Annotated in this window: 14 protein-coding genes; 5 read left to right on the forward strand and 9 right to left on the reverse strand. The window is 38.8% G+C overall.

The genetic code is table 11. The features are described from left to right. Positions 1–3 precede the first annotated feature (3 nt). The 4 genes from HW120_RS00450 to alaS form a co-directional block, all read right to left on the reverse strand. Positions 4–651 carry a DUF4230 domain-containing protein gene (locus tag HW120_RS00450; protein WP_177736093.1) on the reverse strand — a complete coding sequence of 216 codons (648 nt, stop codon included), beginning with the start codon at positions 649–651 and terminating at the stop codon, positions 4–6. 40 nt (positions 652–691) lie between these two features. Beyond that, the gene (locus HW120_RS00455; protein WP_177729932.1) at positions 692–1,651 is read right to left on the reverse strand and encodes a GSCFA domain-containing protein; all 960 of its coding nucleotides are present in this window, start codon (positions 1,649–1,651) and stop codon (positions 692–694) included. 164 nt (positions 1,652–1,815) lie between these two features. Next, on the reverse strand, positions 1,816–2,568 hold the full coding sequence (locus tag HW120_RS00460) for a hypothetical protein (protein WP_177729933.1): 753 nt from the start codon (positions 2,566–2,568) through the stop codon (positions 1,816–1,818). A 100-nt stretch (positions 2,569–2,668) separates the two neighbouring features. Further along, the gene (gene alaS / locus HW120_RS00465; RefSeq protein WP_177729934.1) at positions 2,669–5,296 is read right to left on the reverse strand and encodes an alanine--tRNA ligase; all 2,628 of its coding nucleotides are present in this window, start codon (positions 5,294–5,296) and stop codon (positions 2,669–2,671) included. Positions 5,297–5,563: 267 nt separating this feature from the next. On the opposite strand from alaS, the gene HW120_RS00470 reads away from it, so the two are divergent. From HW120_RS00470 to HW120_RS00490, 5 genes are all read left to right on the forward strand, one after another. Beyond that, positions 5,564–6,541 (forward strand): M23 family metallopeptidase, encoded by a 978-nt coding sequence (locus tag HW120_RS00470; RefSeq protein ID WP_177729935.1) that lies wholly within the window; start codon positions 5,564–5,566, stop codon positions 6,539–6,541. Beyond that, positions 6,541–6,870, forward strand: a complete 330-nt coding sequence (locus HW120_RS00475; protein WP_177729936.1) for a MerR family transcriptional regulator — start codon at positions 6,541–6,543, stop codon at positions 6,868–6,870. The genes HW120_RS00470 and HW120_RS00475 overlap by 1 nt, the downstream gene beginning before the upstream one ends. Before the next feature lie 149 nt (positions 6,871–7,019). Beyond that, positions 7,020–7,610: a LemA family protein gene (locus HW120_RS00480; protein WP_177729937.1), complete on the forward strand. Its 591-nt coding sequence runs from the start codon at positions 7,020–7,022 to the stop codon at positions 7,608–7,610. A gap of 3 nt (positions 7,611–7,613) precedes the next feature. Further along, complete coding sequence (locus tag HW120_RS00485) at positions 7,614–8,051, forward strand: TPM domain-containing protein (RefSeq protein WP_177729938.1); 438 nt, start codon at positions 7,614–7,616, stop codon at positions 8,049–8,051. Beyond that, positions 8,052–8,861, forward strand: a complete 810-nt coding sequence (locus HW120_RS00490) for a TPM domain-containing protein (protein ID WP_177729939.1) — start codon at positions 8,052–8,054, stop codon at positions 8,859–8,861. It abuts the gene before it with no gap. Positions 8,862–9,075: 214 nt separating this feature from the next. Here HW120_RS00490 and HW120_RS00495 read toward each other — a convergent pair whose 3' ends face one another. From HW120_RS00495 to HW120_RS00515, 5 genes are all read right to left on the reverse strand, one after another. Beyond that, the gene (locus tag HW120_RS00495) at positions 9,076–9,570 is read right to left on the reverse strand and encodes a DUF6705 family protein (RefSeq protein ID WP_317168423.1); all 495 of its coding nucleotides are present in this window, start codon (positions 9,568–9,570) and stop codon (positions 9,076–9,078) included. A 121-nt stretch (positions 9,571–9,691) separates the two neighbouring features. Further along, positions 9,692–10,303: a DUF6705 family protein gene (locus HW120_RS00500; protein ID WP_177729941.1), complete on the reverse strand. Its 612-nt coding sequence runs from the start codon at positions 10,301–10,303 to the stop codon at positions 9,692–9,694. Continuing rightward, the gene (locus tag HW120_RS00505; RefSeq protein WP_177729942.1) at positions 10,303–10,914 is read right to left on the reverse strand and encodes a DUF6705 family protein; all 612 of its coding nucleotides are present in this window, start codon (positions 10,912–10,914) and stop codon (positions 10,303–10,305) included. Before HW120_RS00505 ends, HW120_RS00500 begins: the two co-directional genes overlap by 1 nt. Beyond that, positions 10,914–11,561 (reverse strand): DUF6705 family protein, encoded by a 648-nt coding sequence (locus HW120_RS00510; RefSeq protein ID WP_177729943.1) that lies wholly within the window; start codon positions 11,559–11,561, stop codon positions 10,914–10,916. Before HW120_RS00510 ends, HW120_RS00505 begins: the two co-directional genes overlap by 1 nt. Positions 11,562–11,589: 28 nt before the next feature. Next, complete coding sequence (locus HW120_RS00515) at positions 11,590–13,080, reverse strand: hypothetical protein (protein ID WP_177729944.1); 1,491 nt, start codon at positions 13,078–13,080, stop codon at positions 11,590–11,592. Between the last annotated feature and the right edge of the window lie 25 nt (positions 13,081–13,105).

Here is a 13,105-nt window from a genome sequence, read left to right on the forward strand (position 1 = left end):
TTTTTATAATTTAAGCTGCTCTCCTATCGCCTGTTCGTTATCCAGAACCCGGTTTTCATATTCCAGTTTCCAACCCATCGAATTGGTCAGGATCAATAGTTTCGAAAGCTCACTGATCAGGCGGTTTTTAGCATTCGTTTTTAATGCTGATTTTTCAATTTTCTGAGCCAGATCGGCTTTTACTTTTTTATTAATCTTGTTATAATCATCGCCTGTAAACGGATTCATACGGCTTTGATCTACATCATAAAACTGAATATCGGGACTGATTTTTATTTCTTCTTTCGGAATATTCAGAATGGTAATTGTTTTATTTTTTTCGTCTATATCATATTTTATCTGCCGTAAATCATAGGCTACCGTAACATCGGCATTGATGATAATCAGCGCTTTCTTTTCAAATGTCAGCAAATCCATCAGGTATTTCTGCTGGTCTTTATAGGTCATTACCTGCGCATAATGTCCTTCGGTCACCACCAGTTTCCCCACATTCCTGATTTGCTGCTGGATCAGATCGGTATTGTATTCCGTAGTGGTGGTTGCTTTTTCGGAAGTCACAAACTTATAAATCACGAACCCGATGATTATAAAAATCAGCAGGTAGATTATTTTTCCGGAACGCGCCAGTGCCTGCACTACCGGAACCAGCATGTTTTTGATATTCGTTTCGTCCGATGTTTTCCTTGCCATATTAAAAAGTGATATTGGGATATTGTACTGCTAATGTAGCAATCTTTAGCTGTAGATTTTTTAAAAACTTTGCATGTTGTTCCGAATCGGGATTAAAAGAGCGGTGCGCCAGTCCTTTCCGGATGCTTTCCACCTCATCCATTACAGGATAAGCGGTTTCGGCAATCCTGCTTTCAGAAAAACGCTTCCAGATATATTCTATTGCTACCGCATTGGGATGGATCATATCCTCTGCATAAAAGCGATAATCGCGTAGTTCGTCCATCATGATCTCATAACTCGGGAAATAGTCTATAAAAACGGCTTCTTCCGAAAATTCGGCTATGGCCTGGTGAATCGCAGTGATCAGATTCGCTTTACTCCATTGGTTTTCCGTAAAACCATCTTTAATATGGCGCACTGGCGACACGGTAAAAATGAGCTGCGCCTCCGGATTCAGCCGGAGAATTTTCGAGATAATACTGGCAAGACTTTCTTTTATAACCGGAATACCTAATAATTCTTTATTAAATTGCTTTTGCGGGACTTTATGACAATTCGCCACTATTTTACCATCTTCTGTTTTTCGATACACCCAGGCCGTTCCCAGAGTGATTATAACGTGGGTTGCTGCCGCTATTTTATCATGCGTTGTTGCGGCAATAGCATTCAGGTTCTGAAGCAGCACTTCCCGATCGGTTTCACTCAAATCGGAATGCCCGTCGAATGTATGCCACTGTTCGTTATGAAAAAAGACATCTTCCGCTGTAAATTCTTTCCTGAAAACAGCAACGTCAATCAGTTTTTCAATGGCCAGTGGATGAAACAGTATTCCAAACGGATTGCAGTAATGCTGAAACTTAAAATAGTCGAGTTTTTCACTCATATTGACCGCAAAACAGGAACCCAAAGACACTACTCCGGAAGTATAATCTATTGGATTTTTACTTTTTAAAACAGGTATTTGGGTTCTGAACTGCATGATCCGTTTGTTTTTACAAACTTAGGGATTTTATTATTTGAAGAATGTCCCGCTTTAAATAAAAAACCCAAAGCAAAATTACTTTGGGTTGTTATAACATAGCATGTTTTACTACTCTTTACAAATTCATTCTTAACTGAACAAAAACCGTTTTCAGACTGGTTTTATTCGTAGAAATACTGATAATTCGTTACGGTACTGTTATACGTTTCCTTTTGCGTTTTCGCAAAACCATCCGGATAATAGGTATATTCATTCTGAATACTATTAACTCCATCTGTACGGACTGCAGAAACCAGATTTCTGTTACATCCTTTTAGCGACAAGCTTTTAAAGAATATTTTATCAAAACCACGAATCCCTTTTGTTGGTTTATTCCCGTTATCATAGCTATAATTCCAGCTAAATGAAGGTGTCCCGTCAAGATGACTATACTCCTGCAAACTAACCACTTCTCCATTTAGAAAAGTCATTTTTTCTCTTCTGATTGTTTGTGCAGAATAAGGAAGCTCACTTGTAACTGTTCCATCGTTATTGTAAATATAACTCGTTTCCTGTGTAGCATTTACATCATACGAATAATTAACTTTCTTAATAAGCTTGTTATCGGTATTATACAGATAGCTTTCTGTACTGTTAGGAGATCCATCAGGATTAAAGAACTCGACTTTCTTTATCAAATCTCCTTCATACGAATATTTGTCAACAGAACCATCTGTCGCCGTAATTTTATCAAGCTTACTCCCATTATAAGTATAGTTAAATGTGATGCTTTGCCCGTTATTATATGTTGCGATAACCTTTTTTAACAATACTGTTTGTTGTGGTGTTTCTGGCGTTGATTCACTTGTTGATTCGCTTGTACAAGATGCGAGCACCAACAAACAGGTAAGTGCTCCGGCAATAATTTTCTTCATAATTCAGTGGATTAATTTTCCCACAAAAAAAACAATTATTTCTTAAATAAAAAACCCAAAGCAAAATTACTTTGGGCTCTCTATCTTATTTAGGTTCTGTCTATTTTACATAGTCAATTGCTTTTTCCAAAGCTTCGTTGATTCCTCCCGGATTTTTACCACCGGCAGTTGCAAAGAACGGCTGTCCGCCGCCGCCGCCCTGGATATATTTTCCAAGTTCGCGAACCACTAAACCGGCATTCAATCCTTTTTCGGCAACCAGTTCTTTAGAAATATAACAGGTTAGCATCGGTTTCCCTTCTTCGGCTGTAGCCAATAGAAGGAACAGATTTGTTCCGATGTTCCCCAATTCATAAGCCAGGTCTTTTGCTCCGTTCGGATCCAGGTCAACCTGTTTTGCCAAGAATTTCACTCCATTGATTTCCTGTATTTCGGAAATTAGCTCTCCTTTTAAGTTTTTCGCTTTTTCTTTTAACAAAGCTTCAACCTGTTTTTTCAGTTTGGCATTTTCATCCTGTAAAGAAACTACCGCTTTAATTGTATCCTGCGGATTCTTCAACTTTTCTTTGATCTCTTTCAGCGTATTTTCCTGTGAAGCATAGAACGCTTTTACAGCATCGTTTGTAATCGCTTCAATACGTCTGATTCCTGCAGCAACAGCTCCTTCACTGGTAATTTTAAACTGCCAGATATCTGCCGTATTCTTCACGTGGATTCCACCGCACAACTCCATACTGTCACCAAATTTAATCGCACGAACATTATCGCCGTATTTTTCACCGAACAAAGCCATAGCACCTTCCTCAATTGCCTGCGCAAAAGGAATGTTCCTTCTTTCGATTAACGGCAGTTGCTCCTGAATTCTTGCATTTACAAAATCTTCAACCTGTTTCAATTCCTCATCGGTTACTTTTGCAAAGTGTGAAAAGTCAAAACGCAAATAATTTGGCGCTACCAACGATCCATTTTGCTCCACATGTGTTCCCAATATAGAACGCAATGCCTGGTGCAACAAGTGTGTTGCCGAGTGATTGCTTGCCGAATGTAAGCGCAAATCGTTGTTTACTTTCGCTACAAAGGTAGCGTTCACATTTTCCGGCAGTGTGGTCGCAAAATGTAAAATCAGGTTGTTTTCTTTTTTAGTATCCACGATCTCAATCGTTTCGTTTGCCGACACCAAAACACCTTTATCACCAACCTGTCCTCCTCCTTCCGGATAGAACGGGGTGTTATCCAGTACTAACTGGTATAATTTACCATCTTTTTTACTGTCTACTTTACGGAAACGGGTGATTTTCACGTCATTTTCCGTTTGGTCATATCCAACAAATGTTTCAATATTACCTTCTACTAATATAGTCCAGTCGTCTGTTGAAACTTCTGAAGCGGCACGGGAACGTGTTTTTTGCTCCAGCATGGCCGCATCAAATCCGGCCTCGTCAAGATTATAACCTCTTTCTCTTAAAATCAAGGCTGTTAAATCGATCGGGAAACCAAAAGTATCGTATAATTCAAATGCTTTTGCTCCGGAAACGATGATTCCTTCCGTTCCTGCAATTACATTTTCCAATAATTGCAATCCCAGATCCAACTTTTTCAGGAAAGAAGCTTCTTCTTCTTTAATCACATTGGTAACCAATCCTTTTTGAGAGGTAATTTCCGGGAAGAAAGCCCCCATCTGGTCGCTTAATACCGCTACCAGTTCGTAAATGAACGGTTCTTTTTTGTTCAGGAAAGTAAAGGCATAACGAATCGCACGACGTAAAATACGGCGAATCACATAACCGGCTCCGTTATTGGACGGCAATTGTCCGTCAGCAATTGCAAACGCTACCGCACGTACGTGATCGGCAATAACACGAATCGCGATATTAACTTTCTCTTCTTCCTCGTCTTTAGCTTTAATTGTATATTTCCCACCGGTAAGGCTTTCAATTTTTTGGATAAGCGGCGTAAAAACATCCGTATCATAATTGGATTTCACGTTCTGCAATACCATACACAAACGTTCAAATCCCATTCCGGTATCCACGTGCTGTGCCGGTAATTTTTCTAAGGATCCGTCCGCTTTACGGTTGAATTCCATGAATACGTTGTTCCAGATTTCCACTACCTGCGGGTGATCGGCATTTACCAGGTCTTTACCGGCAACCAATGCTTTTTCTTCCGCCGAACGGATATCGACGTGAATTTCCGTACACGGTCCGCATGGTCCCTGATCTCCCATTTCCCAGAAGTTATCTTTCTTATTTCCCAATAAGATCCTGTCTTCTGCAATTAGGGTTTTCCAGATATCATACGCTTCCTGGTCGAAAGGCACGTTTTCTTCTTTACTGCCTTCAAAAACGGTAACATACAAGATGTCTTTATCGATTTTGTAAACTTCTGTCAGTAATTCCCAAGCCCAGTTAATCGCTTCTTTTTTAAAGTAATCTCCAAAACTCCAGTTCCCTAACATCTCAAACATGGTGTGGTGGTATGTATCGATACCCACCTCTTCCAGGTCATTGTGCTTGCCGGATACACGCAGACATTTTTGCGTATCGGCTATACGGGCGCTTTTTGGTGTTCCGTTTCCAAGAAAAAACTCTTTAAACTGAGCCATTCCGGAATTGTTAAACATCAAAGTAGGATCGTCTTTTAAAACGATAGGAGCCGAAGGCACAATCAAGTGTCCTTTGCTTTGAAAAAAGTCGAGAAACTGTTTTCTGACGTCTTGTGATTTCATATACTGCATTTATTATTGATGCGAATTGCTTTTCGCCCGTATTTTATTAATTTATTTACAACCGTTAAATAAGGCTTTTCCATGCCGGGCATCCTCGTTATCATGAACTTACACTTAACATACCCTACCCTAACTACCAACAAATAAGCTAAATGTTTCCCTACAAAAAAACAATTTAATGAAACATTTATTAAATTTGTTCGTCTAACCTTACAAAAGGTTGCCATTTAACTTTTTATAAGGTGCAAAAATAGCATATTTTAGAAAATGTCGAAGGTAAAATATTATTACGATTCTGAAAAATTAGCCTATCAGAAAATAAAACCTAAAAAAGGACGTCGTTTAGGGTATGCAGGACTGTTTATTGTTTCCGCTGCTTTATTCGGTTTTTTGTGTTTTATTGTCCTGATCAATACGCCGTTTTTTGAAACACCAAAGGACAAGTTACAGGCAAGGGAAATAGAAAATTTAAAGATTAATTATTCCATTCTAAATAAAAAAATGGACCAGCTGGACGAGGTTTTAAGTGATCTGGAAGAACGTGACAACAATTTGTATCGTGTTTATTTTAACAGCTCGCCGATACCCGACGAACAACGCAGAGCCGGTTTTGGCGGAATTAACCGCTATAAGGCACTGGAAGGTTTTAACAATTCGGAACTGGTCCTGAATACGACCAAACGGGTGGATGTTATTACCAAACAATTGGTAATTCAGTCCCGTTCACTGGATGAAATATTAAAACTGGCCAAAGACAAGGAAAAGTTATTATCGGCTATTCCTGCCATACAGCCGGTTAAAAATGAAGATTTGAAGCATATGGCTTCCGGTTTCGGATACCGAAGCGACCCGTTTACAAAAGTGCGTAAGTTTCACGCCGGAATGGATTTTTCCGCTAAAACCGGCACGCCTATTTTTGCTACCGGTGACGGCGTGGTAAAAAGAGCAGACAATTCGTTATCCGGTTACGGAAATCATATTGAAGTAACCCACGGCTATGGCTATGAAACACTGTATGCCCATTTAAGCAAATACAATGTACGGCCGGGGCAGCGCGTTAAAAGAGGGGATATTATAGGCTATGTGGGCAGTACCGGACGTTCGGAAGCTCCCCATTTACACTATGAGGTTCACAAAAACGGTGAAGTGGTCAATCCGTTAAATTTCTATTACGGTTCGATATCTGCCAAAGAATATGTTTTAATTTCACAATTAGCTAATCAAGAAAATCAATCGCTCGACTAATGCATTTAGACTTACCTGAAAAAAGATATTACAGTATAGGCGAACTTGCCAAGGCATTTGATGTGAATGCGTCGCTAATTCGTTTTTGGGATAAAGAATTCGATATTCTGAAACCCAAAAAGAACGCTAAAGGCAACCGGATGTTTACCCCGGAAGACGTTAAAAACCTGCAGTTAATTTACCATCTGGTAAAAGAAAGGGGGTTTACACTGGAAGGCGCCAAAATTCATTTAAAGGAAGGGCAGAAAAAAACACTCGATAAATTCGAAATCATTCGTAAATTAGAAGCAATCAAAGTGCAGCTTGGTAATATGAAAAATGAGTTGTAGTTGGGGGAAGGCAAGAGGCAAAGAGTAAAAGGTAATAAGCAAGGGGCAATGAGTAAAAGGCAATGGGCAAATGAGGTGGTGACTTCGTCTGCCGAAACAAATAAAAAATAATCACTTAAAACAATAAAAAACTTTAAACTTAGAGAAATATGAAAAAATGGTTAATTCCCGTAGGTATAATTGTTGTAATCATCGTTATTCTATACAGCTGGGCAAAAGGTATCAATAACACTGCTGTAACTCTGGATGAGACTTCCAAAGAAGCATGGGGTAATGTACAGACTTCTTACCAAAGAAGAAACGACCTTATCGGCAACCTTGTTAACACAGTAAAAGGTGCTGCCGATTTCGAAAAAAGCACATTGGAAGCAGTGATCAAAGCACGTTCGGAAGCTACGAAAACAACCATTGATCCTTCCAACATTACACCGGAACAATTAGCAGAGTTCAACAAAGCGCAAAGCGGTGTTTCTTCGGCTTTATCCCGTTTACTGGTAACTGTAGAGCAGTATCCTGATTTAAAAGCAAACCAAAACTTCCTGAAATTACAGGACGAATTAGCCAGCACTGAAAATCAGATCCTAACGGCAAGAACCCGTTTTAACGAATCGGTTAAAGCGTATAACAGCCATATCAAAACATTCCCTAACAGCATTTTTGCCGGGATATTCGGCTTTAAGGAAAAAGCTTATTTCAATGCTGTTGAAGGTGCAGAGAAACCTGTTGAAGTAAAATTCTAACACATGTCTGTAACCGAAGATTTTCTAACCGCCGATGAGGAGAATGCCATTGTAAATGCCATTCAGCTTGCAGAATTAAACACTTCCGGCGAGATTAGGGTTCATATCGAAAATCATACTGAAAAACCTCCGCTCGAAAGGGCTCAGGAGGTTTTTTATACTTTAGGCATGGATCAGACAAAAGCCCGTAACGGTGTATTGTTTTATGTGGGAGTATCCGATCATACTTTTGCTATCATTGGGGATGAAGGCATTCACAATATGGTGGAAGAAGACTTTTGGAACTGCACCAAAGACATTGTAATTGAACATTTCAAAAACAAACGATACAAAGAAGGTCTTGTGGATGGTATCATAAGAGCCGGAGAACGTTTGAAAAAATATTTTCCTTTTGAAAGTGACGATACCAATGAATTATCGAACGAAATATCCAAAGGATAAATGACACATTTTATTTCAAAAATCATCAGAAACCTGTTGCTGCCGGTACTTTTTTTACTGCTGCAGCCGGTTGCTGCACAATTTAATATCCCGGAAAAACCGAGTTTACAAACGAGTGTTTACGATTATGCCAACATGCTGCGTCCGCAGGAAAAGCAAAGTCTGGAAGAAAAACTCGTTCGGTATTCGGATTCCACTTCCACACAAATCGTTGTGGTTACGATTGCTTCCCTGCAGGGAGAGGACATCGGTATCCTGACGCCAAAATGGGCACAGCAATGGGGCATCGGACAGGCGAAGGAAGACAATGGTGTTTTTATCCTGCTGGCTCAAAAGGAGCGCCGTATCTGGATTTCTCCGGGTTATGGCGTAGAAGACCGCTTAACAGCCGGCATAGTGGGTGAAATCACGCGTAATGTTATTATTCCGGAGTTTAAAGCCGGTAGTTATTACAACGGTTTAGACAAAGGAACAGATACCATCATTGAGGTACTGAAAGGAAAATATAAAGGAACCCGCAAACCGGATCAGTCGAACAGCGGTATCGGTGGTATTTTCTTTTTTATTTTCGTTGTCATCATCATTATTATCATTATTGCCCGTAGTAAAAACAATCGTGGCGGTGGTGGAAACGGCGGCTTTAACGGCGGACCAAGCATCCTGGATATGATTATCCTGAGCAGTATGGGTCGCGGCGGTGGCGGCGGTTTTGGAGGAGGAAGCTCCGGTGGCGGTTTTGGCGGCGGTGGATTCGGTGGCGGCTTCGGCGGTGGCGGATTTAGCGGCGGCGGTGCCGGCGGAAGTTGGTAAAACAATATTAAAATCGGGGCAATTGCCCCGATTTTGTTTTTATAACCTATCCGTTTTTTTTGTATAATCGCTTCAAAAGAGATTGTTCTGTGAAGCTGTAGCATTACCGCTTCCTGTCAGCTAATCCTACTTTTAACTTCTTGACACCATTCTCAACATAATATTTATACTCATTCCTGCCCTTAAATAATTGCTATATAGATTCCCATCGTTACTAATTCACTTTAGTCAATATTATATCGGTTGGTGTTGTGAAAGTTGTTGGTTCATCTGTTCCCCGCATACCCATAGGTAAAGTTACTTTCCAATGTGCAGTTAAAGGATTTGTAAAATCATTTATAGTCATTACTAACTGTCCTCTTACTCCAGTTGGGTAGGACGTATTTAAAACCCCTGCAACATCAAAAATAACTCCGCTCATTATATTATTATTTATAGCTGAAGCAAGAATAACGGTTTGCCAAGGTGTGATTGAAGTGCCAATATTAATTTGTGAGGTATATAAAACAGTTTCATTAGGTTGCCCATAATTCTGAACCATTTTATAATGACCATTTATTTCATCTCGATACATTTTTGGCTTTTTGGAGAGATAAGGCACCTTTGTTTCTTTTAAAAGCTTTACCACAAAAGTTTTATCACCGTCTATATAGGTCCATGTACCTATAAATGGGATAAAATAATTATTTACGTCTTTATAATAATATATTTAAAGTTCTTACTATGTTGATTATCTATAGTATAATACTCCTTTAATTTCACTTCTATTCCCTGCTTAACAGCACAGAACTGAAAAGCCAATAGTGATAGTAATGGAATTATCTTTTTCATTACGGCTGTTTTACTAAAATATATTCTCCATAAGGAAGCCGCATTTCATCCGGAGCATTATCTAGCGGCATAAATGAAGTACCATTTTTAAAGATTTTCGCAATTATCTTTTCTGTGCCATTTTCATTTTTATATCGTAATACAATTGCATTATCCAAGTATTCTCTTTCCGAATCCCTGATATGCAGCTTAATTCGTTTTTCATTTAATGAACATTCGCTACATTGGGGATATACTCCACGATGAATAATAAGATTTCCTTCAATATTATTCACATCATCTTGACCTAAAACTATATTTATCCTATCTAAAGTATTAACTATTTCTACTCCATTGATAATGTACTGATATTCGCCAACTAATAAATCTTCATAAAAATTTCCTTTTGCAAAATAATCATGTACTATTTTCTTAAACACTATTATTAAGGAAGCATTACCTTGTTGAAATCTCCAAGTTCCAACATATTTATCAAAATCATTGTATACATCCTTATTATAGGTTCCACTTTTGTATTTCTGAGGATTATATTCTCCTGCTATAGGAATAATTGTCTGTGCTTTACAGGATAAAAAGAAAGAAACTAATAGTATTGTGAGTATAGTTTTCATTACGGCTGTTTTATCAAAACATATTCTCCATAAGGAATACGCATCTCATCCGGAGCATTATCCGGCGGCATATACGAACTATCATTTTTATAGATTTTAGCAATTATCTTTTCTGTACCATTTTCATTTTTATAGCGTAAAATAATAGCACTTGAAAGATAGCTCCTCTGAGAATCTCTTATTCGCAATTTAATTCTTCTCTCATTTTCCGCACATTCTACACACTTTGGGTATAGATTTTTTGACCAGATAAGATTACCCCAAATATTATGCTCTCCGGCTTTAGCAGGGGGAGAAGTCATCTGTTCCATTGTATTCACTTTTTCTATTCCATTTTCTATATAACTATATTCGCCTACTATTAAGTCTTGATAATAGTTTTTATAAGAAGAATAGTGATTATAAACCATTTTTTTTAAACGAATTGTTAAAGATGTATTTCCTTGCTGAAACTTCCAGGTTCCCACATATTTATCAAAATCATTGTCAACATCTTTATTATAAGTTCCGTTTGTAAACGCCAAATCACTATCTCCCGCAAGAGGTACTATAACCTGTGCTTTACAGGATAAAAAGAAAGAAACTAACACTGTTATGAATATGCTTTTCATTACGGCTGTTTTGTCAAAACATATTCACCGTAAGGCACACTAAAGCTATTTACATTTGCTGGAGGTCCGTCTATAGTATTCAAAGATTCAAGCCCATTACCGGTATAAACAAATTGAACTTTTAATTTTTCTTGTCCGTTTTGCATAAATCTTCTAATCACAAACTTATTACTTATACCTCCCCAAATATTTCTACGGGAAGGTTCGTTAAAACGCATTAATAAGCGTAATTCATTCTCACTGCATTCAGGACAAAGAGGATAAATGGACTTATCATAGGGCACAACACTGACAAGATTGTAGTCAAATATATTACTGTGTGATTGGTTAATATACGACAGTGTATTTACCTTTTCAACTCCATTATCAATGTACTGAAATTCTCCAATAAGAAAATCCACATAATAGTCTCTAACGTCATTCGTTACATGAAAACTATTTTTTTTCACAAACGTAATCTTAAATGTTGTATTGCTGTTTGTGTAAACCCAGGTACCAACATATTGGTTGTGGAATCCACCAATATCCTTATAATATGCGCCAGCTACTCCTCCATAGTATTCAGCCTCATATATACCAATGATTGGTGTTTGTGCAAAAATGTTTAAACTGATTAGGACAAGTATTAAATAAATATATTTTTTCATTTTTATGAATATTAAATAAGAATTATTCTTAACATGGTTTCAAATTAGGCTTGCCTTTAATATTTTCCAATTCACCCCACTTAGTAACATTATCAGTTGCTTCGTATAACCCCATTCCTAAGTCAAAATCTTCAATAATTTTTAATAACGCCAGTTTGAATTTATCCATGTTTCCTCCAGGCTTTATTTTACGATACTCCTTTTCAATCTGATTTTCTATGAATGCCCTTTTCAGGTTAAAATTAGTGTAAAACTTCAAAGGATCTTTAATTTTTATAGCGAAAACACCATCATAAGTAGTCAGTGTTAATACATATTGGGTCCAGTCTTTGGGTTGGCCTCCATTATTATGTTTAAGCGCTACTCTCATTAAATATTCAAGATCATCAAAACTAAACATAGGATAATATCCAAAAGACGGAGGAGGATGGGTATGTGCTGCTCCTATATAATTCCCTCCGATATAAGCTGCCATGTTTAATATATTAGGATTCTGACTGGATGCCTCTATAACTGTTGGTGCCATAATGGAAGTAGAAGTACTGTCAAAATTTCTAAAGGCAAATCCCCACTCGCCCGGTTGATTTTTTCTTGCTTCAAGTGTCGCAAAAGATAGCTTAACAGACGGATTATCGGTCAATCTTTTTAAATGATAACAAGGTGTGGGAGGTGCTGAAGGTTCTGTAGGATCATCTTCCAACACCGGAACGGTTGTAAAATCAGGACAACGCGGACAAGGATTCGGCGGTGTCAGTCCATCATCATTTCCGGGTTCGCCATCACCGCCGCCACCTCCGGTACCGCCCATACCATCACCACCGGAGTATTGTCCGGCGCCGGCGCCAAAACTGCCGCCTCCGGCCACCATATCGCAGGTCGTGGTGGTTACCTCAAACAAGTGATTCGGGTTGTTACAATACTGAGTCGCCACATGCGGTGTGGTCGATCCGCTTCCCGACCAGGACTGGTCACACATCATCACCGTTGCCGTAACACAGACTATTTTTTTCCCTGCCAGCTCAGCATTGTATTCAATCGGTGTGATGCGGATTGCTCCGCTAAAATAAAAGGATTCGTGTGTGACACTCGGAACGATGGGGACTTCCGGAGTGTATTTTACGATAAAAGCCCTGGTAGAGCCGGGATTATCCGTATGGATCACCAGGTTTTCAAAACAGGTGCTGTCCGGTGTTTCCCGGACGATCTGAAAGGTATAGGAGGTTTTCCCTTCTTTTTCGATCACAACCGCTTTATCCGGTAAAATCGTAAAGCCGTATTGGGCTTCCATGATTGTTCTGGAGAAGCTGCCTTTGCCGTGCTTGCCTTTGTTTAAGCCGGAAAGTGCCTGTACAAAAGGCTGTTCCTTTGAGAGCGCGTCAAAAGTGCTGTTGCGGATGGCAAGCCGTTCCCGGTAAGCATTCTTCTGAATAACGTCTTCTTCCAATTCGCATCCGGTGAGCAATCCCCCAAGTATAAACAATACGGCATAACAAATGGTTTTAATTTGTTTTTGATTCATAATCTCGCTTTTAGATTTACAAATA

The organism is Flavobacterium inviolabile, assembly GCF_013389455.1.
Classification (GTDB): Bacteria; Bacteroidota; Bacteroidia; order Flavobacteriales; family Flavobacteriaceae; genus Flavobacterium; species Flavobacterium inviolabile.

Coding starts and splice junctions, on each gene's coding strand:
- HW120_RS00450 (WP_177736093.1), bottom strand. CDS start 651: ATGCTGGTTCCGGTAGTGCAGGCACTGGCGCGTTCCGGAAAAATAATC.
- HW120_RS00455 (WP_177729932.1), bottom strand. CDS start 1,651: ATGCAGTTCAGAACCCAAATACCTGTTTTAAAAAGTAAAAATCCAATA.
- HW120_RS00460 (WP_177729933.1), bottom strand. CDS start 2,568: ATGAAGAAAATTATTGCCGGAGCACTTACCTGTTTGTTGGTGCTCGCA.
- alaS (WP_177729934.1), bottom strand. CDS start 5,296: ATGAAATCACAAGACGTCAGAAAACAGTTTCTCGACTTTTTTCAAAGC.
- HW120_RS00470 (WP_177729935.1), top strand. CDS start 5,564: ATGTCGAAGGTAAAATATTATTACGATTCTGAAAAATTAGCCTATCAG.
- HW120_RS00475 (WP_177729936.1), top strand. CDS start 6,541: ATGCATTTAGACTTACCTGAAAAAAGATATTACAGTATAGGCGAACTT.
- HW120_RS00480 (WP_177729937.1), top strand. CDS start 7,020: ATGAAAAAATGGTTAATTCCCGTAGGTATAATTGTTGTAATCATCGTT.
- HW120_RS00485 (WP_177729938.1), top strand. CDS start 7,614: ATGTCTGTAACCGAAGATTTTCTAACCGCCGATGAGGAGAATGCCATT.
- HW120_RS00490 (WP_177729939.1), top strand. CDS start 8,052: ATGACACATTTTATTTCAAAAATCATCAGAAACCTGTTGCTGCCGGTA.
- HW120_RS00500 (WP_177729941.1), bottom strand. CDS start 10,303: ATGAAAACTATACTCACAATACTATTAGTTTCTTTCTTTTTATCCTGT.
- HW120_RS00505 (WP_177729942.1), bottom strand. CDS start 10,914: ATGAAAAGCATATTCATAACAGTGTTAGTTTCTTTCTTTTTATCCTGT.
- HW120_RS00510 (WP_177729943.1), bottom strand. CDS start 11,561: ATGAAAAAATATATTTATTTAATACTTGTCCTAATCAGTTTAAACATT.
- HW120_RS00515 (WP_177729944.1), bottom strand. CDS start 13,080: ATGAATCAAAAACAAATTAAAACCATTTGTTATGCCGTATTGTTTATA.